Genomic DNA, 22,879 nt, shown 5'->3' with positions numbered 1-22,879 from the left:
ATCTATCTCAAGAAGCCAGATAGTTGGATTCACTCAGCATTGTATGATAGTCGGTAAACTCTAAAAGATCTTTCAACTTCATATCTTTATGCTTTTTCATATACGAAGCAACAATCCTCGCACCGACCCATGTTCCTATCAATGCCGGAGCCTGGCAACCCAACATCTCAACAGCCGGAGCCGGTTTCATATAATAACGGAATACCATCGGATCACGGGCATGAAGATGATCGTTGGAACAGATATAATCCCAGATAGCCTTTTCATTCTCCCTGCACCAGTCGTTTTCCTCTTTCGAATACCCCATCGCCTCGCCTATATTATCATAATCCAGCAAGTTCTGCACAACATAATTAATCTTTCCGGAGTGTATCATCAAGTCAATAAGGCACGTTCCCTCATGATAATCCATATCATAACGGCTCAGAAGATAAAACGAAAAACAATCCGGCACAATACGTTCCGGGCGCATGGAGCGACACTGGTAATCGTAATAGAAACGCTTATACAAAGGATAATCTTCTCCCATATACTTATCCAGACTGATACCCAACAGAGAATCTACCAGAACGATAGACTCGTTGAACGCCGAGATTTGCGAGTAGACAAGCGGAACCTCCGTATTGGGAACCTCCTTCTTCAACTTCCGGAACCCCTTAGTAAGCCCCTCCTCTACTGCATCCAAATTGGGAAACTGAGTTTCCACATCATTCATCAGACGAACCAGCGTCGTATCTGAATAGAATTTTTGCAGGCGTTGCGAAATCGTATCATCTTTCACCGTGCCGATAGCCAGCACATCCTCAATCAGTATCTTTGTCGGCATACGGTAATCCATCGTCAACTTCTGCATAGCAGAAAAGCTGTTGGAGCGAACATATTCGCTCAACAGCTTATCATATCTCAGAACAGAAATCTCTCCTTCTTTCTGCTCCGTACCTTTTCCTGTGCTTATCCCACAGGAGGCGAGAAGCATACTTATTATAATAAGAAGAGAAATCCGTAATTTCATAATTTATTATCCGTAAATGATATTACCATTTTCGTCCTTGTACTCATCGAGCCCCTTCTCGTATGTAGCCATAGCACGGAGACTCATACCTACGCTGGAGAATCCACCGTCATGGAACAAGTTCTGCATAGTCACCTTACGGGTAAGGTCGGAGAACATCACGATACAATAATCGGCACATTCGTCAGCAGTCGCATTTCCCAGCGGAGACATACGGTTGGCAAAGTCGAACAGCTTATCCATACCTTTCACTCCCGAACCTGCAGTAGTGAATGTAGGCGACTGAGAGATCGTATTCACACGCACACTATGTTCGCGTCCGTAGATATAACCGAAACTGCGGGCAATAGATTCCAACAGCGCTTTTGCATCCGCCATATCGTTGTAGCCGTAGAAAGTACGCTGTGCAGCAACATAACTCAATGCAACGATTGAGCCGTAATCGGCAATAGCGTTCAGTTTCTTGGCCGACTGAATCATTTTGTGGAATGAAACGGCCGAAATATCCAATGTCTTATCCAACATTCCATAGTCAAGGTCATCGTAAGTACGTTTCTTGCGTACGTTGGGAGACATACCGATAGAGTGGAGCACAAAATCTATTTGTCCGCCCAGTATATCCATCGAGGTCTTGAATACATTCGACAAATCCTCCACACTGGTCGCATCTGCCGGAACGATCTGGCAATTCAGTTTTTCTGCCAAAGCATTGACTTCTCCCATACGGATAGCCATCGGAGTATTTGATAACGTAATAGTTGCACCTTCTTCTACAGCACGTTCAGCCACTTTCCAAGCAATAGACTGATCATTCAGCGCGCCGAAGATAATACCTCTTTTTCCTTTCAACAAGTTGTAACTCATATCTTTTAATAGTTAAATTTTGTGCAAAGATAGGATATTTCTGCATAAAAACACGAGAAGTGTGCAAATAATAGACACAAATGACAAAAAATACACGTATTCTATCAATTAGTCCACATTCCCTTGAACTTTCACTCCTATCTTTGCAATCGTTAATTACGAGTTCTTGCAGTGCTCGACAGAATACCAAGAAAAACAATAAAATGTATAACCCTATAGAAAATTAGATTACTAAATGAACACATTGACAAAAAGATTCCTCTGGATGGCTATATGTTGTTTGCCGTTTATTTCAGGATGCAAACAAAGTGAGTGTGCCGTAGAAGAGAACTTGATAAGTGATGCTCTTTACCGGAATTTACCTTTCGAAATGCCTAAAGTACAACAACCGGCTTTTCCTGCTTATGAAGTGAACATTGAAAAATTCGGAGCCAAAGGAGACGGTTTGTTCCTGAACACGAAAGCGATCAACGATGCTATCAAAGACGTAAACCAACATGGAGGGGGAAAAGTGATTATCCCGGAAGGTATCTGGCTGACAGGACCTATCGAACTGCTAAGTAACGTCAATCTTTATACGGAAAGAAACGCGCTGGTACTCTTCACCGGTGACTTTGAAGCATACCCCATTATCGCCACTTCTTTTGAAGGGCTGGAAACCCGCCGTTGCCAATCTCCTATCTCAGCCCGCAATGCGGAAAATATCGCTATCACAGGATACGGTACATTCGATGGAAACGGTGACTGCTGGCGGCCGGTCAAAAAAGGAAAGCTGACCGCATCACAGTGGAAAAAGCTGGTCAATTCAGGCGGTGTACTCGACGAGAAACAGGAAATATGGTATCCTACACCCGGTTCACTGAAAGGAGCAATGGCTTGCAAAGATTTCAATGTGCCCGAAGGTATCAATACGGATGAGGAGTGGAATGAAATCCGTCCTTGGTTACGTCCTGTACTATTAAGCATTGCCAAAAGCAAAAAAATACTGCTCGAAGGAGTCACCTTCAAGAATTCACCGAGCTGGTGTCTGCATCCGCTGTCTTGCGAAGACTTTACAGTGAACAACATCATGGTCATCAATCCCTGGTATTCACAGAATGGTGATGCAATCGACCTGGAATCTTGTAAGAATGCGCTGATTATCAACAGTGTGTTTGATGCGGGAGATGACGCGATCTGTATCAAGTCCGGCAAGGATGAAGACGGTCGCCGTCGCGGAGAACCTTGTCAGAATGTGATTGTGAAAAACAACACTGTATTGCACGGACACGGCGGATTCGTGGTAGGTAGCGAAATGTCCGGTGGTGTGAAGAATATTTATGTGGAAGATTGTACTTTTATGGGAACTGACGTAGGTCTGCGCTTCAAAAGTACACGTGGACGTGGCGGTGTGGTAGAAAACATCTACATTAATAACATCAACATGATCAACATACCGAACGAACCGCTGCTCTTCGACCTGTTTTACGGTGGAAAGGGAGCTGGTGAGGAATCGGAAGAAGACCTGTTGAACCGCATGAAAACCGCTATTCCCCCGGTTACAGAAGAAACTCCCGCATTCCGCAACATCCACATTTCAAATATTGTGTGCAGAGGTTCGGGAAGGGCTATGTTCTTCAACGGATTACCTGAAATGCCGATCAGCAATGTCACTGTTAAGGATGTCGTGATAACAGAAGCAACGGACGGAATCGTCATCAACCAGGTAGACGGGGTGACTTTGGAAAATGTATATGTAGAATCTTCCAAAGGCAACAATATATTAAACGTTAAGAACGCCAAGAATCTGACGATAGACGGAAAGGTTTATGAGGAATCGGCGAAAGAGAAGAAGTTCACCACAGAGGACGCAGAGGACACAGAGGTACAAATCTAAATAAATGGATTTTATATTATTAAACCGAATCCTCTGTGACCTCAGTGTCCTCTGTGGTGCAAAAAAAGAAAACCACAATATCATTATATAGAGTAAAAAGCTCAAATAGCAGACTATTTTATCTTCCAAAGATAGACAGTCTGCTATTTTTTTCAACTACTTTTGCAAAGAGAAATACGACGTATAACATCAACCTTAGAATCATGAAGAAGAATCTTATTATACTTGCTTTCCTTTTAGGAGGTTTCCACTTGTCTTCCCAAGCACAGAAACAGGAGAAAACCATTACGGTAGAAGTGCATAACAATTGGAATCAGGCAAAAACAGACGCCCCGATTGTTATCAACCTGCATGAGTTACACGCAGATTTCAAAATCAAATCCGCCGTTGTCATGGAAGGGACGAACGAGGTTCCTTCCCAACTAGATGATTTGGACAAAGACCGCAAGATGGACGAACTGGCTTTCGTCGCCGACCTTCCCGCTCATGGCAGAAAAACATTCCAGGTCACTCTTTCTTCGGAGAAGAGCACGAAGACCTATCCGGAACGGGTATATGCCGATATGTTTATCGCAGACCACCGGAAAGGGAAACATCAGCGGGTGCAGGCAATCACCGTTCCCGGTAGCAGTAATATATATAGTATGGTACGTCCTCACGGTCCGATTCTGGAATCGGAGCTGGTGGGATACCGACTTTACTTTAACGAAAAGCAGACACCGGACATCTATGGGAAATTCAATAAAGGCCTGGAAATCAAAGAATCTCAGTTCTATCCAACGGACGCACAGTTAGCTAAAGGATTCGGTGATGACGTACTTCGCGTATTCGACAGTTGCGGACCGGGTGCATTGAAAGGCTGGAACGGACAAAAGGCAACGCATATCACTCCGGTAGAAACACGGACGGAGCGTATCATATCCTACGGTCCGGTACGTGCAATTGCAGAAATAGAAGTAACCGGATGGAAATATCAAGGCACGGAATTGGACATGACAACCCGCTACACACTGTATGCCGGACATCGTGACCTTCACATCGAGGCTTTTTTTGACGAACCGCTCGATAAAGAAGTTTTCTGCACGGGTGTACAGGACATCGTAGGCGCTTCCAAGTCCTTCTCCGATCATAAGGGGTTAGTAGGAAGCTGGGGTACGGACTGGCCTGTCAATGATACGGTGAAATATGCCAAAGAAACTGTTGGGCTGGGTACCTGCATTCCGCAACGTTATGTGCAATCGGAGGAAAAAGATAAAGCGAACTTCCTCTATACGATTACCGCTCCGGGAAACAACTATTTCCAATATCATACCACTTTCACTTCGATGAAAGAAACATTCGGATATAAAACTCCGGAAGCTTGGTTTGCCTATCTCCGCAAATGGAAAGAAGAACTGGCACATCCGGTAACTGTAAAAATTAAAGGTATCCGCTAACAAAGCGATATCCACACTATATAAATAAGGTAGATACAAATACAACTAACAAAATTTACGAGGTTTCTACCAATTTTTATACGACTCTGCACAATTATTCCTCCTTGTGCAGAGTCTTTTTTCATACCTTTGCCACATCACATAAATCGTATAAATCATTTATATAAAACTATTTAATCTATTTATATCATGAAACGACTGACACAGACTCTGGTTCTCTGCCTGCTGACTGCCTTCCCTATTCTGGCACAGAGCAACTATGTATCCGAAGTATGGGTTTCCGATCTTGGAAACGGGAAGTATAAGAATCCGGTACTCTATGCCGATTATTCCGATCCGGACGCTTGCCGTGTAGGCGACGATTTCTATATGACTTCATCCAGTTTCGGCTGTCTGCCCGGACTACAAATACTACATTCCAAAGATTTGGTAAACTGGACGTTCATCGGTGCAGCAGTACCCGACGTGCTTGCTCCTATCCAAACTCCCGAACGTCCCGAACACGGCAACCGTATATGGGCTCCTTCTATCCGCCATCACAATGGTGAGTTTTATATCTTCTGGGGAGATCCCGATCAAGGAGCTTTCATGGTGAAAGCCAAAGATCCGAAAGGCCCATGGAGCGAGCCCGTTTTGGTAAAAGACGGAAAAGGAATCATCGACACTTGTCCGTTATGGGATGAAGACGGAAAAGTATATCTGGTACACGCATATGCGGGAAGCCGTGCCGGATTAAAAAGTGTCATCACTATCTGCGAACTGAATGCTGAAGCCACAAAGGCCATCACTCCTTCACGCATCGTCTTCGACGGTCATGAAGCCCACCAAACTTGTGAAGGCCCCAAATTCTATAAAAGAAACGGCTATTATTATATTTTCCATCCGGCAGGCGGTGTGCCGACAGGATGGCAAGTGGTGCTACGCTCCAAAAACGTATACGGTCCTTACGAATGGAAAACTGTACTTGCACAAGGTAACTCTCCCGTCAACGGGCCTCATCAAGGCGCATGGGTAGATACGCCTACCGGTGAAGACTGGTTTCTCCACTTTCAAGACGTAGGTGCTTACGGACGTATCATGCACCTGCAACCTATGAAATGGATAAACGACTGGCCTGTGATCGGGGTAGACAAAGACGGTGACGGGTGTGGTGAACCGGTCCTGACTTACAAGAAGCCTAATGTGGGAAAGACTTATCCTATCTGCACTCCACAGGAAAGTGACGAGTTCGACGGCTACACACTGTCTCCGCAATGGCAATGGCATGCTAATATCAACGAGAAATGGGCCTACTATGCAGGTGACAAGAGTTACGTGAGATTATACTCTTACCCTGTCGTACAAGATTACAAGAATATGTGGGATGTAGCTAACCTATTATTACAAAAGACTCCTTCTGACAATTTCACAGCCACAATGAAACTGACCTTCACTCCCAATCAGAAAAACAAAGGTGAACGTACCGGATTGATTGTGATGGGCAGGGATTATGCCGGATTATTCCTAGAAAATACGGATAAGGGACTTACTCTGTCGCAAGTGGAATGCAAAAGAGCCGATAAAGGGAAACCGGAACAATCGAATGCTTCTGTCAGCCTCACTCAAAACACTGTTTATCTGAAAGTAAAATTCAAATGTGACGGAAAGAAAATCAAAGCCAGCGAAGGCGGACATGACCTTCTTGTCATGTGTGACTTCAGCTACAGTCTTGATGGAAAGAAATATCAACCACTAGGCAATCCTTTTCAAGCAAGAGAAGGACAATGGATCGGTACCAAGATCGGAACATTCTGCACACGTCCGGCTATCGTGACTAATGATGGCGGATGGGTGGATGTGGATTGGTTCCGCATTGCCAAGAAGTAAAAATGAGTAAGTAAATACTAAAAAGACGCTCCCACATCACAAAATTCTTGTAGGAGCGTCTTTTCTTTTTTACCTTTGCAAATAAAAGCAACTTAGAATAATAACCCCAAACCACAATGAAGAAACTAGCAATATTCGATTTGGACGGTACATTGCTAAATACGATCGCCGATCTGGCACACAGTACCAACTATGCTCTAAATAAATTAGGATATCCCACGCATGAAATAGAAAAGTATAACTTCATGGTAGGAAACGGTATCAACAAACTCTTTGAACGTGCCCTGCCCGAAGGAGAAAAAACAGAGGAAAATGTACTCCGTGTCCGCAAAGAGTTTATTCCTTATTATGATATTCACAATGCGGATGATAGCCGCCCCTATCCGGGGGTTCCTGAGTTATTGACCGACCTGCAGTCCGCCGGCATTCAGATTGCCGTAGCCTCCAATAAATATCAGGCCGCTACGGAGAAACTGATAGCTCACTACTTTCCGAACATTCATTTCACTGCCGTGTTCGGTCAGCGGGAGGGAATCAGTGTAAAGCCCGACCCTACGGTTGTCTTCGATATATTAAAGTTGGTCAATGTAGAAAAAGACGAAGTTCTCTACATAGGAGACTCCGGAGTAGATATGCAAACGGCCGCCAATGCAGGAGTAACCGCTTGTGGGGTAACATGGGGCTTTCGTCCAAAAAGCGAACTGGAAGAATTCAAACCGGCATATATCGTAGATACTACAGAAAAGATTTTATCACTTTTTACCCTCATACCCTCATAAACAGCTGTATCGACTTATTCATCGGCATTTCAGCAATGAGAGCAAGCCTGATAGTAAGTATGAGAGTAACTTTTACTCTCATACTTACTATCAGGAGTTTCAAATATAAACAAGCAGTATACACTCCTTGAACAACTGTATGTTTAATGTAGAACAACAACACAGACAAAGTTAATCTACCCTATTTCTTTTGTTAAACTCCCGATATTTATAAAGGCTCACATTCGTGAGCCCTTGAGCTAACAGCCATAAACCTTTCAGCTCACAGTTGTGGACAAAACCGCTCATTAATGTGAGCCTTTACGATTCTCAGACGTTTTACATACTAAGTACGTATGTTCTTACTAACAGGTACGTAGCCTTTACGTATTACATACGGGCATCCGGCACCTAATCTACTATCGGATCTTTCACAATCTTCACTTCTTGACGAATATCCAGATTAAGCATGGGAGCTCTGGTATATGGATCGAGAACCATGATAAAAGAAATTAAGGCTAATGCAAACTCTCACTTAGCGAGCACCAACTCCCCCTCTCTATCATCACTACCGAACGTGAGAGAATAATGCCCGTCCTTTATCACAGACACTTCCAATTGTTTTAAAACTATGATTTCAGTCTGTTTCCCTTTTTCCACAATTCTCAAAACAGGAGTAGCCTTCTTTCCCGTAGACCAATCTCCCTGCCATAGCAATCTGTATTGTTTACCCTCTGTAAGATTGGTTATTGCAACGGAACCTGGCTGTACCAGCAAACCCCAACCGTTCGGTTCTTCCAAAAGGATTTTCGTATCCCACAAGAAATGAGGCGTTTGCTCCGAAGGCATATCAGGATTTATGTCATCCATACCATTATCATTACCGCAAGCAATGAGAAAGAGACAGAACAGTACTCCCGTAGCTAAAAAAATTCTTGTTATTATGTGATGTTTTCTCATATCAATAATATCTTCAAGGTTATTATTTGTTTACCTTTAACCGGACAATAGTACCGTTGGCAGCTCTTGCTTCCAACATTACAAGTCCCTGATAGGAAGAAAGGTCAACTTTTCTTTCCGTAAACGATACGCGATTGTTGTTCACAAAAAAACTGGTAAACAACTCTGCATCCGGTCCTACCACACTTGCCATATTATCTTCCACTGCGATAGCGGTAGCTTCCAGCCAACCGAATCGATCTTCATCGGGAACAGGAACTTGCCCACTGGCCTCATATCCCATGCCTTTGCCATAAAGCACGCTGCTTGCCGCTATTTTCAGAAAGCCAATATCCGGCAAAGTTCCGTCCGCCTGACGCGGATTCATCAGTTCCGTATCTTCAAGACTTATAAAGTCGGCAGAAGTCAGTTCATAACTTTCGGGAGCAAAAGAGTTGTTCACAATCTCGCACAGTATTTCATCCACGTCTATCAAGTGTTTGTCCGCACTTCGCGGCATATAAGATATGTTATTCTTTATAATATGACCATAACCCGGCACATCAACTTTTTCGGATGCACTTTTCCTGTTCAACATACAGAAATTGGACGGGTTTTGGTAGCCCGTGTTATTATACCAGGCAATCCCTCCCAGATGATGATTGGCATAGAACCCTTTGTTTTTATTCTTATAAGCCAGACAATACTGAACGGTATGCATCGGAATCTCCTTCGGCACCTTTGGATTATCACTCATGCCATAACCTCCTGATTTAAATCCGGTTCCATCTCCGGTCTTATCCCCCTCCTTCGTATATCCATTCAGAAAAGACCAGCAATTATCAATGGTAAAAGCCGCCTTGCAATTAATTAAATCGAAGCCATCGTCGCTATTGTACCAGGCACGACATCCCCGAAACACATTACCCGTATAGGACTCCGAAGTCAGATGGCCTCCGAAGCCGTCCACATTTCCTCCTCTTCCGCTATCGGATACAGGATCATAATTATTGTATGCATCGCAATTCAGCACCAGATTATCTTTGCCCGTCACTATATAAAAGCCGATAGCCATGCCATCGTGCATAGACAAATGCTCATAGATATTGTTACTGCCTCCTTCATTGCGGAAACATTCGGACTGTGTATGTTCTGTGATTGTCACTTGCGTGCCCACTACTTCCATATTTCTGAAGTGCAGATACGAACCGCTTACATAAAACACAATAACCCGTTCATTGACGGGCTTTACTTCCGAAAGGTCGAATACCGGACGTTCGTTCTTATAGCCGGAATAGCAAATCCGCTTATCCTTCCCCGTCCCGCTTTTATCCATTTTAAAGACACGGCTCCAGGTAGTACTCCCCACCGTATGGTGTTCCATCACCTCAGACTCCGTTATCTTGTATGTCCCCCGACGGATATAAACAGTATCTCCGGCAACCACTTTCGATTGTGCTTTCCTCAAAGTGGCAAAAGGTTTCTCTATTGTTCCACTGTTGGTATCGCTACCATTCGTAGCCACAAAATAATTTGTTGCCGGAAGAGAAAGACACATCCCTATAAAAGAAAGAAAAAAGTAAAAGCGTTTCATGGTATTCATATCAATATATATAAGGTATTATTGCAAAAGGAAAAATCATTTATAATCTATCTCAATCCGACTGTCTATATTATCCGCCTCCTGCACTTTAGTCTTATCTTCCACTGTCAGACGGATATCCTTCAACCGGAAGTTCTTGCTATAAGCGATTTTTCCAGCAGACTCCACACTCGCATTAATATTAGACAGGTAGAAGTTTTCAATGCGGAGCTCCTCATTCCATCCGGAAGCTGTGATAAAACGTTTTGCCCTGTCGGCCTGTATATTCGAGAAATACACATTCCGGAAATAAGGATATCCTTTCTCCTTTGGTTCGACGGGAGTCAGCATGGTAACCCAGTGTGACGGAATCTTTTTCCCCTTATATTCTTCGGGCAAAGCGGAGTAACTGTATTTGGGATTCCAGTTCAGCCCCACAGCCAATACATACTTTACGCTATCAGCCTTCACACGGGTCATATAAATATTCTCCACCGTTCCTCCACGATTCATGGATGATTTCAGACGCAACGCCGCACCCGTGCCGTAAGCTTTCAGATCGTAGGCAAGCACATTACGGATAGAACCGGAAGTCTCACTGCCGCACGTCACCAATCCCGCCCCTTTGCGTGCGGTACAGTTACGGATTACCACATTCTCCGTCGGTCGGTTCACGCGTAGCCCATCCGCATCGCGACCCGCTTTGATACAGATATTATCGTCATTGCAATCCACTTCACAGTTCTCAACCAGAATATTGGTCGAAGAGTCTATATCAATTCCGTCCGTACTCGGTCCGTGTCCTCCCACATTATTATTAATAGTAACGCCATCCACCGAACAATGATCGGAATACAAAATCTGGCAAGCCCAAAAACCGGTACGTACAAGGGTGAAATCTTTTAAAGTGATATGTTTGCTGTTTGAGACAAGGATTCCCCGCACCCGTTTGCAGTCGTAATCCACAATCCAACGGAGTTTCTTCTTCTCATATTCCTTGCGCATCTCCCAATATTTATCCCAAAACACCTTTCCACGGCAATCAATGAATCCTTCACCTGTCAACGCTGCATTCTCCGCATCCATGATATTGATAACGGCCGAAGGCCATGTCATTTCAATGCCGGCAATACGCGAAGGAAATTCCGGATAGTCACGGATATCCTCACTTGCTATCAACGTTGTGCCTTTGCTCAGATGAAGGTTCACTCCGCTTTTAATGAATAAGGCGCCTATATGGTAAACGCCCGAAGGAATGATAACCGTCCCTCCTCCCTTTTCATGGCAAGCGTCAATAGCCGACTGAATAAAACGGGTACTAAGAACGGAAGTATCACTTTTCAGTCCGAAGTCCGTTGCATGGATACAGTCGGACTTAGGAGCCCGTTGCGCACCTACCTGTTCCGCCCACGACAAATCGGGCTGTACGGGGACATTCCCCCAGTCATGCGCGGAAACGGTAATGGTTCTTTTCGGACTCGTAAAGCCAATCAATGCCAATAGTACAATAGATAAAAGATACTTCATATTCACTCCTTTTTATTCACATTGCAAAATTACCGCATTCCGTAGAAAGCGAAATAGACGAATGTACACAAAAGATAGAAATTTATATGGAATGGATAATCCTATATACACAGGTGGACAATTCTATATTGTCTTTGTACATATTTCCATGTACAGGCATTCAAAAAAGGACTAAATTTGCCACATGAAATAAAAAGAATTATCTAATACTCAAAATAATAGAGTGACATGAAAAGAAGTACAAGCTGGTTACTGTTATGTATGCTTACATTGGTTACTATACCGACTGTAATGGCACAACCCAATTACAACTATTCCAAACTCCAACGGGAGAAGCTCGGACGCGGAGTAATCGCTATCCGTGAGAACCCTTCGGAAGTTGCCGTCTCCTGGAGATATTTATCTTCCGACCCGATAAAAACCGGATTCAATGTTTACCGGGACGGCAAGAAGCTGAACGACCAACCCGTTATCGCCGGTACGATGTTTCGCGACAAGAACGGAAGTCCGGCAACGGCAGTTTATGAAGTACGCCCTGTGATAAAAGGCAAAGAGACTCACCATACGGATGGCAAGTATACCTTACCAAAGAACTCTCCTCTCGGCTATCTGCAAATACCATTGAAAAGACCGGAAGGCGGAGTGACTCCCGCAGGAGACAGCTATACGTATAGTCCTAACGACGCTTCCATCGGTGATGTGGACGGTGACGGAGAATATGAAATCATCTTGAAGTGGGACCCAAGCAATTCACGGGACAATTCGCATGACGGATATACCGGAGAAGTGCTTATCGATTGTTACCGGCTGAACGGTGAACAGTTATGGCGCATTAATCTAGGTAAAAACATACGGGCAGGGGCACACTATACACAATTTATGGTATATGACCTGGACGGTGACGGGAAAGCGGAAGTCGTGATGCGCACAGCAGACGGAAGTGTTGACGCAAAAGGGAATGTCATAGGGAACGCTCAAGCCGATTATCGTGAACCCGGTACTTTCAGCAAGAAAAGAAACGCGATTGTCAATCAAGGACGGGTATGGAAAGGCAAGGAGTATTTAACCGTATTTTCCGGACTGACGGGAGAAGCCTTGCACACGATTGACTATATCCCTCAGCGCGGTGATCCTTCCGATTGGGGAGACGAGCGTGCCAACCGCAGCGACCGTTTTCTGGCTTGTGTAGCCTATCTGGATGGAATTCATCCAAGTGTAGTGATGTGTCGGGGTTATTACACCCGCACCGTCCTGGCTGCCTTCGACTGGAACGGGAAAGAACTGAAAAAACGCTGGGTATTCGATAGTAATGACCCCGGTTGCGAAGATTATGCCGGGCAAGGTAATCACAACCTGCGTGTAGGAGATGTGGACGGTGACGGTTGCGATGAAATTATTTACGGTTCTTGCGCCATTGACCATAATGGCAAAGGACTCTACTCTACCAAGATGGGACACGGAGACGCCATCCATCTTACCCATTTTGACCCTTCACGCAAGGGACTGCAAGTGTGGGACTGCCATGAGAACAAACGTGACGGCAGTACTTATCGCGACGCGGCAACGGGAGAAATCATTCTCCAAGTGAAAAGCAACAAGGATGTAGGCCGCTGTATGGCAGCCGACATCGACCCTACCCAGCCCGGAGTGGAAATGTGGTCGTGGGAAGCAGGAATGCGCAATGCAAAAGGAGAAGCTATTGCAGGCAGGATAAAAGGATTGCCTACCAACATGGCTGTGTGGTGGGATGGCGACTTGCTGCGCGAGTTATTGGATAAGAACATTATCAGCAAGTATGACTGGAAAGCACAAAAGGTAAACAGAATCGTAACATTCGAAGGGGCTCTCTCCAATAACGGAACGAAAGCCGTACCCTGTCTGCAAGGTGACATCGTGGGTGACTGGCGTGAAGAAGTGGTGTTACGCTCGGAAGACAACTGTTCCCTGCGCCTGTATGTATCGACTATTCCTACTGAATACCGCTTCCATACCTTCCTGGAAGATCCCATATACAGAATCAGTATCGCTACCCAGAATGTTGGCTATAACCAGCCAACGCAACCCGGATTCTATTTCGGGCCGGATCTCACTAAGAAGAAAGAGACTTTCAGAGGGTATCAGTTCAAGTAATATCCATCCGTTAGGCGGGCCACGCCTAACGGAGTATCTTTTTGTTTGGGTAAATCTTCCGATAAAGCCATATTTCAAATATATTTCCGACCCGGCCCAAGAAGCGGGTATTCTGTTTTAAATAGACAAATTTATAAATGGATAAATATATCAAAAATCGACAACGGCACGTACCACAAGAGAAGTGTACTTATGGTAAATGTTCCCGTAGGTAAAGTCTGGCTCTTATAGCAACGCTGCGTATTGTCGTATCCGATTCAAACGTTCCATAAAAGATTTGTCATTTCGGGTCTGCTGCATGTTGTAATCCAACTGCATACGCATCAGCAGTCCGGCATCTATCCCTAAAACCGCTTCGAGCAGCAACGCGGTGGAAGTGGTCAGAGGACGGCGGCAGTTCAGAATATCGTTTAAAATCTTGTACGAAATTCCCGCCTGTGCAGCAAGTTTGGCTTGCGACAGTTTGCGGCTTTCAACCTCTTCCTTGAGCAGTTCGCCCGGATGTATGGGGCGTTGACATGTATATTTTCCCATATGCCTTTCGTTTATTTATAATGGTTCGACAATTCTAAAATATTGCATATCGTCACGACTGTTTCGGACGAGATTTGCTTTACTGTAAACTCAATGCGGTATTGGTCGTTCACCCGGACGGACGAGATGCCTGCTTTATCACCCTTCAGCACTTCATAGTGCAGCGAATTGATTGCAAGGAGTTCTTCTATACCCCGGACTTGTTCCAAGACCTTGATACGTAGCTGATATCGGGCTATAATATGAGGTTGGAAGCGGTGTTTTTTATCCACTGTCATCCCTTCCTCATACAATTGACGCAGATATTCTTTATCAAAGCTTATTTCCATTATTTTTCCGTATCGTTTATTGTGCAAAGATAGAGTATATTCCTAAAGTTCCACTATAAAAGTGGAACTTTATTTTTAGCTCGTATGCTTTTTGAGAAAGTTTCTCGTTTTCCCAACATATCAAAGAACACTTTGCGGCTTATATCTTCACCGTTTTCTTGCCTGCATCGCCCGGGCTTCTTCACGGCTTCTACAGCCATGCAAATGCTGCGGGATTACGGGGCGCTTAAAAAGCGAGAGAGAAACGCACTCTAAAAGAATCGCCGACCTTACTGCCGTAGTATATGTAGCCAAAGTCGAAGTTCATGTTGTACGCGTTGCCATAGCTGCGCTCCGTACTCGACTAATAGAGGGACAGAGAGCCAAATCTCTTGTTTACAACCTTCTTGCACTCATCCACTTTTATTTTCGTTTTTTATCCTTATCTTTGTTGCGTAAGATAAAACACATAAATTCACTATGAAGAAGAATACGTTACTTATATTCTCCCTCCTGTTATTCTACTTGTACCCGGCATTCGCCTCCGTAGAGGTACGTTCCAATAAACTGACTACCGGAGACGGATTAGCCAATAACTCCATCCGGTATATGTCGCAAGACAGTAAGGGATTCATCTGGCTGGGTACGCTCAACGGATTAAGTTATTATGACGGCAATTCTTTTGTCAACATCTACCCTGACATCCACAATCCGCTTTCATTGGCCGACTCACGCATCCGGAGTATAGAAGAAGATCCGAACGGCTTCCTATGGATTTCAACGATTTCCTCTTTTATCAGTTGTTATGACCTGCGTCACGGCCGTTTTGTGGATTTCACCGGATGCAACGAATATAAAGAAAACTATTCTAAGTTCTTCATTACCTCCGATAATTCCGTCTGGCTATGGCATAATCAAAACGGATGCAGGAGAATCGTTTATCAGGATGGGAAGTTCTCGTCACAGACTTATAAGAAAGAATTGGGAAATCTACCTTCCGACAGGGTGCAGTTTGTATTGGAAAGCGCCAAAGGAGAAGTCTGGATCGGAACCCGTAAAGGGCTATTGAAATACCGGAACGGGCAAACTGACAATCTGGACCCGCAGAGCCAAAGTTGGGAACATATCATCGCTTATGACCAATATACCTGCATCATCACCGACAAGAATGAAATCTACCGTCACACCTACTCTACCGACAAACTGGAAAAAGTAGGTTCACTTGCCGCAAGCTTTGACGACAACAGTCGTGTCACGGGCAACTTCCTCCTGGCAGACAAATGGGTATTGTTTACCGCCAACGGCAGTTATCTGCTGGATATCCCTACCGGAAAACTTTCCCGCTATTCCGACCTGAATATCAAAAACGGTGCGGTCACCAAAGACAATAAAAAGAATGTATGGGTGCACAACTATACCGGACATTTATGGTACGTCGACGTTACAACGGGCAATATCAAACCGTTTCAGTTCCTTTCTTCCGAACATATCGGCTATATAGATGTGGAACGATATAGTATCGTACACGATTCACGGGATATCATCTGGATTACAACTTACGGAAACGGACTTTACGCATACGAGCTGGCTACGGGAGACTTGCAGCATTTCACCTTTGACATCGGCCAATCCAGCCATATTAACTCTAATTACCTCCAATATGTAATGGAAGACCGTTCCGGCGGTATCTGGGTAAGCTCCGAATTTTCCGGTTTATCTCATCTGGAGATTCTGAACAAAGGCACACAACGTCTCCATCCCAGCGGCGAGAACAGTTCCGACCGCTCCAATACCATCCGTATGCTTTTCCAAACCCGAAACGGAAATATCTATATGGCAAACCGCATGGGCAGCCTGTACGAATACGACCCCGGTCTGACCAAGACAATACGCCGCGAGGATTTCACCCACAATGTGTACAGTATGAACGAGGACCCGGAAGGTAACCTATGGCTGGGTATGAGAGGAACCGGTCTTCGTATCGGAGCGGACAAATGGTACAAGAACAACAGCAAAGATCCCAATTCGCTCTCCAACGACCAGGTGTTCTCCATCTACCGTGACCGGAAAGGTCGAATGTGGCTGGGAACGTTCGGCGGAGGACTGAACTTAGCCGTAAAGACGAAGGACGGCTATCAATTCCGGCACTTCTTGCAGGACAACTATGGAGAGAAACGTATCCGTGTCATCGAAGAAGACAAGAACGGACGGATGTGGGTAGGCACCAATAACGGTATTTACATCTTCCATCCGGATTCCCTCATCGTTTCGCCCAAGAATTATATCATATACAATCATGTCAACGGCACATTCCCCAACAATGAGATACGTTGTCTGATGAATGACCATGAAGGCAATATGTGGATCGGAACCGCCGGAGCCGGATTTGCCGTCTGCCATCCGGAAGGCGATTATCAGCATCTGACCTTCAACTGTTACGACATCAAAGACGGGTTGTCCAATGCCGTAGTGCAGTCCATTGTTCAGGATAAGGATAATAAGATGTGGATAGCTACCGAATATGGCATTTCACGCTTCACTCCTGCAACCAAGCAAATTGAGAATTATTTCTTCTCTTCCTACACTTTGGGAAATGTATATAGTGAGAACACCGCTTGTGTAAGCAATGACGGCAAACTACTGTTCGGTACCAACTATGGCTTGGTTGTATTGAATGCCGATAAAATAGAGAATCTGGACAAACCGACTTCCGTAGTCTTTACCGGACTTCAGATCAACGGAGCCAATATGCTTCCCGGTGTGGAGGATTCTCCTTTGCAGGAGGCAATGCCATACATCAACGAGCTGAACTTGAAATATTATCAACAATCATTTGTCATCTCCTTCTCCACATTCAACTATCTGAATGGGGTATCCAAGTATTCCTATTGCCTGCCCCCTTATGACACGGAATGGAGTTCGCCTTCCAGCCTGAACTTCGCCACTTACCGGAACTTGCCTCCGGGCAAGTACAAACTCCACGTGAAAGCTTGCAACGCCGCAGGTATCTGGGGAGAAGAGAATGTGATGGAGATTGTGATAGCCCCTCCGTTCTGGAAAACGACTTGGGCTTACCTGTTATATGCCCTGTTAATCGCAGTAGCCGGCTATTTCAGTTTCCGTATCATCCGGAATTTCAACGCATTGCGCAACCGCATCACAGTAGAAAACCAGTTGACGGAATACAAACTGGAATTCTTCACCAATATATCTCATGAGTTCCGTACTCCATTAACCCTGATTCAAGGAGCTTTGGAAAGAATCGTCAATATGGGAAACCATTCCAGAGATATGCAACATTCCCTAAAAATCATGGATAAGAGTACCAAGCGAATGTTGCGGCTTATCAACCAATTGCTGGAATTCCGGAAGATGCAGAAGAATAAACTTGCCCTTTCATTAGAAGAAACGGACATTATCGCTTTCTGCTATGAGATATTCCTAAGTTTCAAGGATGTAAGCGAATCCAAAAACATGGATTTCCGCTTCGAGCCGTCACATACCTCTTACAAAATGCCTGTCGATAAAGGAAATCTCGACAAGGTGATTTACAATCTACTTTCAAATGCATTCAAATACACTCCGTCCAACGGGAAAATCATATTCAAGGTAGAAATCTCGGAACAAAAGCAACAACTTTGTATCCAAGTGACGGACACAGGAGTAGGCATCCCGAAAGAAAAAAGAAACGAATTGTTCAACCGCTTCATGCAAAGCAGCTTCTCACACAGCAGCGTAGGTGTAGGGCTTCACCTCACCTATGGTCTGGTCAATATACATAAAGGAACGATTTCTTATAAGGAAAATGAAGGAGGCGGCTCTATCTTCACCGTAGAACTACCGGCAAATGCCGACGTTTACGAGGAAAAAGACTTCCTCATCCCTAACCAAATACTGATTGAGGAAGAAGAACAACGCCATAAAGAATTTATTGCGAGTGACAAGACAAAAGAACCGGCAGAACCTTCCGTTCCATTGAATAAACGGAAAGTATTAATCATAGAAGACGACAACGATGTCCGTGAATTCTTAAAAGAGGAAATCGGTCAATACTTCGAAGTGGTGGCCGAAGCGGACGGGATCAGTGGCTTTGAACGTGCACAGACCTTTGACGCCGATTTGATTATCTGTGATGTGTTAATGCCGGGAATGACCGGATTTGAAGTGACTAAGAAACTAAAGAATGAGTTCGCAACAAGTCATATCCCCATCATCCTGCTGACTGCCCTTAATATGGATGAAAAATACCTGGAAGGTATAGAGGCCGGAGCGGATGCCTATATCACCAAACCATTCAGTGTATCTTTGCTGCTCGCCAGAGTATCCAGACTGATAGAGCAACGGGACAAACTCCGTGAGAAGTTCTCCAATGAGCCGGGAATCGTCCATTCAGCAATCTGCACCAACAACAAAGACAGCAAGTTCCTGGCAAAGCTGAACGAAATACTGAACGAGCACATGGTAGAAGCCGAATTCTCGGTAGACGACTATGCCAACCTTATGGGATTGGGACGTACCGTATTCTATAAGAAAGTACGTGGAGTGACAGGATACTCTCCGAATGAATACTTACGTGTTATCCGTATGAAGAAAGCAGCGGAATTGTTATTGACCGAAGACCTGACCGTTGCCGAGATTTCCTATAAAGTGGGTATCAATGATCCTTATTATTTCAGTAAATGTTTCAAGAACCAATTTGGAATCGCTCCTTCGATTTATCAGAAGAATAAAAGACAGCATGGTTCGAGTTCACCACAGATTACACAGATTAACACAGATTAATTTAATGCATTAATAATCAAGATCTATTATCTGTGTTAATCTGTGTAATCTGTGGTGAAAAGAAGCCCCAGTGTACTATCTTACGGATTTGCGTACAAATCTCCATTACTGTTTTTTCATCAAAAGATAAAAAATACATCCTTTCCGTACGGGAGTATAGGCGTATTTTCCATTAATGTGCTTCCTTTGCAGCAAAACATTTTAATTGATCATCATGAAACACAACTTATTTCTTTTCGTATTTTTGCTGGTCGCATTGCCCGCCGTCAAGGGACAGGCAAGTGAACGTAAAAAGTACAATTTCAACAGCGAATGGAAACTGCAAACAGGAGATTTTCCTAAAGCCAAAGATGCAACATTCGATGACAGCAAGTGGAAACAAGTCACTTTGCCTCATGCCTTCAATGAAGATGAAGCATTCAAAGTTTCTATCGAACAACTGACAGACACGGTGGTGTGGTATCGTAAAAGTTTCCGCATTCCCGATTTAAAAAGTAATCAGAAAGTATTTATCGAATTTGAAGGAGTACGCCAGCGTGGAGACTTCTACCTCAACGGACACAGTCTGGGAAGACATGAAAACGGGGTGATGGCAGTAGGTTTTGACCTGACTCCTTATATTAAACAAGGCGAAAACGTGATTGCCGTACGGACGGACAACGACTGGATGTACAGGGAAGAAGGAACCAAGTCCAAATTTCAATGGAACGACCGTAACTTCAACGCCAATTATGGCGGTATTCCCAAAAACGTATTCCTCTACGTTACCGACAATGTATATCAGACACTTCCCCTGTATAGTAATCTGAAAACGACGGGAGTATATACGTACGCTAAGGACATCGACATCAAAGGCAGAAAAGCTACGATCTGTGCAGAATCGGAAGTCAGAAACGACAGTAAAGAGCCTCGCCAGTTCACCTATCAGGTGACTATATTAGATGCCGACGGCAAACAAGTGAAGACTTTTCAAGGCGACAAAGTGACTTTGAAAGCAGGGGAAACTAAAACAGTAAAAGCCTCTGCCCCTGTCGGCGGCCTTCATTTTTGGAGTTGGGGATATGGCTATTTGTATACGGTAAAGACAGCTCTGAAAGACAGTAACAACCGTATATTCGACGAAGTAAGCACTCGTACCGGATTCCGTAAGACACGTTTTGCAGAAGGAAAAGTTTGGCTGAACGACCGGGTGATCCAGATGAAAGGATACGCCCAACGTACCAGCAATGAATGGCCTGCTGTCGGACTTTCCGTTCCGGCTTGGCTGAGTGATTATTCAAACGACCTGATGGTGAAGAGTAATGCCAACCTGGTTCGCTGGATGCACGTCACTCCTTGGAAACAGGATGTGGAATCTTGCGACCGTGTAGGTTTGATACAGGCAATGCCTGCCGGTGATTCGGAAAAAGACCGTGAAGGACGCCAATGGGAACAACGGGTGGAGCTGATGCGTGACGCTATCATTTATAATCGCAACAATCCCAGTATCTTGTTCTATGAATGTGGAAACAAAGCGATCAGCCGGCCTCACATGATTGAGATGAAAGCCGTTCGTGACAAGTATGATCCGTTCGGCGGACGTGCCATCGGTTCCCGCGAGATGTTGGATATCCGTGAAGAGGAATATGGCGGCGAAATGCTGTATATCAACAAAAGCGAACATCATCCGATGTGGGCAACCGAATATTGCCGCGACGAAGGTTTAAGAAAATATTGGGATGAATACAGTTATCCTTTCCATAAAGAAGGAGACGGACCTCTTCACAAAGGACAACCGGCTACCGATTACAACCACAATCAAGACCAGCTTGCCATTACTATGATTAACCGTTGGTATGACTATTGGCGTGAACGTCCCGGAACAGGCAACAGAGTCAGCTCCGGTGGAACCAAGATTATTTTCTCCGATACCAATACTCATTATCGCGGTGAAGAGAACTACCGCAGAAGCGGGGTGACGGATGCCATGCGCATTGAGAAAGACGCATTCTACGCTCATCAGGTCATGTGGAACGGATGGGTGGATACGGAAGCAGACCAGACCCACATCATCGGTCATTGGAACTACCCGGAGAATACAGTAAAACCGGTACATGTAGTATCCACCGGCGAGGATGTGGAACTTTTCCTGAATGGTAAATCGTTAGGAAAAGGCAAACGGCAGTACAACTTCCTCTTTACTTTCGACAAGGTCACTTTCAAACCGGGCAAGCTGGAAGCTGTCAGCTACAACAAGGACGGAAAGGAAATCAGCCGTTACGCCGTAAGCACGGTGGGTGAACCAGCCAAACTGAAACTTACCGCCATCCAGAATCCGGAAGGCTTCCACGCAGACGGTGCCGACATGGCTCTGATACAGGTAGAGGTAGTAGATAAGGACGGCAAACGTTGCCCGTTGGATAACCGTACTGTCCAATTCACTTTAAAGGGAAATGCCGAATGGCGCGGAGGTATCGCACAAGGTGAAAACAACCATATCCTCGATACCAATCTGCCGGTAGAATGCGGTATCAACCGTGCACTTATCCGCAGTACGACAACCGCCGGAAAAATAACACTGACCGCACAAGCCAAAGGGTTACCTGCAGCCACTCTTACATTGGAAACGGTTCCGGTGAAAGTAAACAATGGATTAAGTTCCTATCTGCCTCAAGCTAGTTTGAAAGGTAGATTGGACAGAGGTGAGACTCCTTCCACTCCTTCTTATAAAGATACCAAAAGAGGAATCCGAATTGTATCGGCAAAGGCCGGAGCCAACAGCGGAGATGTTGCCAAGAGCTACGATGATATAGAACTGTCTGAATGGAAAAACGACGGCAAGCTCAGCACTGCATGGATTACTTATACATTGGAAAAAGAAGCAATGATAGATGACGTTTGTCTGAAACTGCACGGATGGCGTTCGCGCAGCTACCCGCTGGAAGTATATGCAGGCAAAGAGTTGATATGGAGCGGCAACACAGAGAAGAGTCTGGGATATGTCCACCTGAGCATAGACAAGCCAGTATGCGCCAATACCATTACGATCCGTCTGAAAGGCAATACAAGTGACAAGGACGCTTTCGGGCAGTTGATAGAAGTAGAAGCGAAAGCCGCCAACAAAATGGAACTGGAAAAGAGCAGCAGTAAGAATCAGCTACGAATCATCGAGGCAGAGTTCCTCGAGACAATCAAATAGATTCGTTTTCAATAGGTATATAGAACCCACATAAGATTGTTAGTTTGATTAAAAAGTCCTCTTTTACGTCTCTATCGTTTGGGAGGA

14 protein-coding genes are annotated in these 22,879 nt (G+C 44.7%); 7 read left to right on the top strand and 7 right to left on the bottom strand.

What is annotated here, in order from left to right; all coding sequences use genetic code 11:
• Positions 1 to 7: 7 nt before the first annotated feature.
• Positions 8 to 1,012, bottom strand: coding sequence for a gliding motility lipoprotein GldB (locus ACNOGP_RS08735; protein WP_143865545.1), 1,005 nt, complete (start codon positions 1,010 to 1,012; stop codon positions 8 to 10).
• A gap of 6 nt (positions 1,013 to 1,018) precedes the next feature.
• A complete protein-coding gene (locus ACNOGP_RS08730; protein ID WP_007749728.1) occupies positions 1,019 to 1,876 on the bottom strand; it encodes an enoyl-ACP reductase FabI in 858 nt (285 codons plus the stop codon).
• A gap of 235 nt (positions 1,877 to 2,111) precedes the next feature.
• On the opposite strand from ACNOGP_RS08730, the gene ACNOGP_RS08725 reads away from it, so the two are divergent.
• From ACNOGP_RS08725 to ACNOGP_RS08710, 4 genes are all read left to right on the top strand, one after another.
• Positions 2,112 to 3,752 carry a glycoside hydrolase family 28 protein gene (locus tag ACNOGP_RS08725; protein ID WP_418214581.1) on the top strand — a complete coding sequence of 547 codons (1,641 nt, stop codon included), beginning with the start codon at positions 2,112 to 2,114 and terminating at the stop codon, positions 3,750 to 3,752.
• A gap of 203 nt (positions 3,753 to 3,955) precedes the next feature.
• Positions 3,956 to 5,188, top strand: a complete 1,233-nt coding sequence (locus ACNOGP_RS08720) for a DUF4861 domain-containing protein (RefSeq protein WP_418214580.1) — start codon at positions 3,956 to 3,958, stop codon at positions 5,186 to 5,188.
• A 189-nt stretch (positions 5,189 to 5,377) separates the two neighbouring features.
• Positions 5,378 to 7,054: a glycoside hydrolase 43 family protein gene (locus ACNOGP_RS08715; RefSeq protein ID WP_418214579.1), complete on the top strand. Its 1,677-nt coding sequence runs from the start codon at positions 5,378 to 5,380 to the stop codon at positions 7,052 to 7,054.
• A 116-nt stretch (positions 7,055 to 7,170) separates the two neighbouring features.
• The gene (locus ACNOGP_RS08710; RefSeq protein ID WP_186966798.1) at positions 7,171 to 7,833 is read left to right on the top strand and encodes an HAD family hydrolase; all 663 of its coding nucleotides are present in this window, start codon (positions 7,171 to 7,173) and stop codon (positions 7,831 to 7,833) included.
• A gap of 510 nt (positions 7,834 to 8,343) precedes the next feature.
• Here the strand turns inward: ACNOGP_RS08710 and ACNOGP_RS08705 are convergent.
• The 3 genes from ACNOGP_RS08705 to ACNOGP_RS08695 are packed head-to-tail and all read right to left on the bottom strand — an operon-like array spanning position 8,344 to position 11,860.
• Positions 8,344 to 8,772: a hypothetical protein gene (locus tag ACNOGP_RS08705; protein ID WP_418214578.1), complete on the bottom strand. Its 429-nt coding sequence runs from the start codon at positions 8,770 to 8,772 to the stop codon at positions 8,344 to 8,346.
• Between the two features lie 22 nt (positions 8,773 to 8,794).
• Positions 8,795 to 10,345 carry a right-handed parallel beta-helix repeat-containing protein gene (locus ACNOGP_RS08700; RefSeq protein ID WP_418214752.1) on the bottom strand — a complete coding sequence of 517 codons (1,551 nt, stop codon included), beginning with the start codon at positions 10,343 to 10,345 and terminating at the stop codon, positions 8,795 to 8,797.
• Between the two features lie 45 nt (positions 10,346 to 10,390).
• Entirely contained in the window at positions 10,391 to 11,860 is a 1,470-nt protein-coding gene (locus tag ACNOGP_RS08695; RefSeq protein WP_418214577.1) for a glycoside hydrolase family 28 protein, read from the bottom strand.
• Between the two features lie 228 nt (positions 11,861 to 12,088).
• Between ACNOGP_RS08695 and ACNOGP_RS08690 the strand changes: the two genes are divergently transcribed.
• Complete coding sequence (locus ACNOGP_RS08690) at positions 12,089 to 13,990, top strand: rhamnogalacturonan lyase (protein ID WP_418214576.1); 1,902 nt, start codon at positions 12,089 to 12,091, stop codon at positions 13,988 to 13,990.
• Positions 13,991 to 14,215: 225 nt separating this feature from the next.
• Here ACNOGP_RS08690 and ACNOGP_RS08685 read toward each other — a convergent pair whose 3' ends face one another.
• The gene (locus ACNOGP_RS08685) at positions 14,216 to 14,524 is read right to left on the bottom strand and encodes a HigA family addiction module antitoxin (protein ID WP_143865592.1); all 309 of its coding nucleotides are present in this window, start codon (positions 14,522 to 14,524) and stop codon (positions 14,216 to 14,218) included.
• 11 nt (positions 14,525 to 14,535) lie between these two features.
• On the bottom strand, positions 14,536 to 14,853 hold the full coding sequence (locus ACNOGP_RS08680) for a type II toxin-antitoxin system RelE/ParE family toxin (RefSeq protein WP_143865594.1): 318 nt from the start codon (positions 14,851 to 14,853) through the stop codon (positions 14,536 to 14,538).
• A 459-nt stretch (positions 14,854 to 15,312) separates the two neighbouring features.
• On the opposite strand from ACNOGP_RS08680, the gene ACNOGP_RS08675 reads away from it, so the two are divergent.
• Entirely contained in the window at positions 15,313 to 19,614 is a 4,302-nt protein-coding gene (locus ACNOGP_RS08675; RefSeq protein ID WP_418214575.1) for a two-component regulator propeller domain-containing protein, read from the top strand.
• Between the two features lie 214 nt (positions 19,615 to 19,828).
• Positions 19,829 to 22,792: a glycoside hydrolase family 2 protein gene (locus ACNOGP_RS08670; protein ID WP_418214574.1), complete on the top strand. Its 2,964-nt coding sequence runs from the start codon at positions 19,829 to 19,831 to the stop codon at positions 22,790 to 22,792.
• The last annotated feature ends 87 nt before the right edge of the window (positions 22,793 to 22,879 follow it).

This window comes from Bacteroides difficilis (genome assembly GCF_048319815.1).
GTDB lineage: Bacteria > Bacteroidota > Bacteroidia > Bacteroidales > Bacteroidaceae > Bacteroides > Bacteroides zhangwenhongii.
This window is presented reverse-complemented; position numbering and strand designations above follow the sequence as displayed.

Excerpts from the sequence above, each read along its gene's own strand:
- ACNOGP_RS08720 (WP_418214580.1), top strand. The coding sequence starts at position 3,956 with ATGAAGAAGAATCTTATTATACTTGCTTTCCTTTTAGGAGGTTTCCAC.
- ACNOGP_RS08695 (WP_418214577.1), bottom strand. The coding sequence starts at position 11,860 with ATGAAGTATCTTTTATCTATTGTACTATTGGCATTGATTGGCTTTACG.
- ACNOGP_RS08705 (WP_418214578.1), bottom strand. The coding sequence starts at position 8,772 with ATGAGAAAACATCACATAATAACAAGAATTTTTTTAGCTACGGGAGTA.
- ACNOGP_RS08685 (WP_143865592.1), bottom strand. The coding sequence starts at position 14,524 with ATGGGAAAATATACATGTCAACGCCCCATACATCCGGGCGAACTGCTC.
- ACNOGP_RS08690 (WP_418214576.1), top strand. The coding sequence starts at position 12,089 with ATGAAAAGAAGTACAAGCTGGTTACTGTTATGTATGCTTACATTGGTT.
- ACNOGP_RS08735 (WP_143865545.1), bottom strand. The coding sequence starts at position 1,012 with ATGAAATTACGGATTTCTCTTCTTATTATAATAAGTATGCTTCTCGCC.
- ACNOGP_RS08700 (WP_418214752.1), bottom strand. The coding sequence starts at position 10,345 with ATGAAACGCTTTTACTTTTTTCTTTCTTTTATAGGGATGTGTCTTTCT.
- ACNOGP_RS08725 (WP_418214581.1), top strand. The coding sequence starts at position 2,112 with ATGAACACATTGACAAAAAGATTCCTCTGGATGGCTATATGTTGTTTG.
- ACNOGP_RS08730 (WP_007749728.1), bottom strand. The coding sequence starts at position 1,876 with ATGAGTTACAACTTGTTGAAAGGAAAAAGAGGTATTATCTTCGGCGCG.
- ACNOGP_RS08670 (WP_418214574.1), top strand. The coding sequence starts at position 19,829 with ATGAAACACAACTTATTTCTTTTCGTATTTTTGCTGGTCGCATTGCCC.
- ACNOGP_RS08710 (WP_186966798.1), top strand. The coding sequence starts at position 7,171 with ATGAAGAAACTAGCAATATTCGATTTGGACGGTACATTGCTAAATACG.
- ACNOGP_RS08675 (WP_418214575.1), top strand. The coding sequence starts at position 15,313 with ATGAAGAAGAATACGTTACTTATATTCTCCCTCCTGTTATTCTACTTG.
- ACNOGP_RS08715 (WP_418214579.1), top strand. The coding sequence starts at position 5,378 with ATGAAACGACTGACACAGACTCTGGTTCTCTGCCTGCTGACTGCCTTC.
- ACNOGP_RS08680 (WP_143865594.1), bottom strand. The coding sequence starts at position 14,853 with ATGGAAATAAGCTTTGATAAAGAATATCTGCGTCAATTGTATGAGGAA.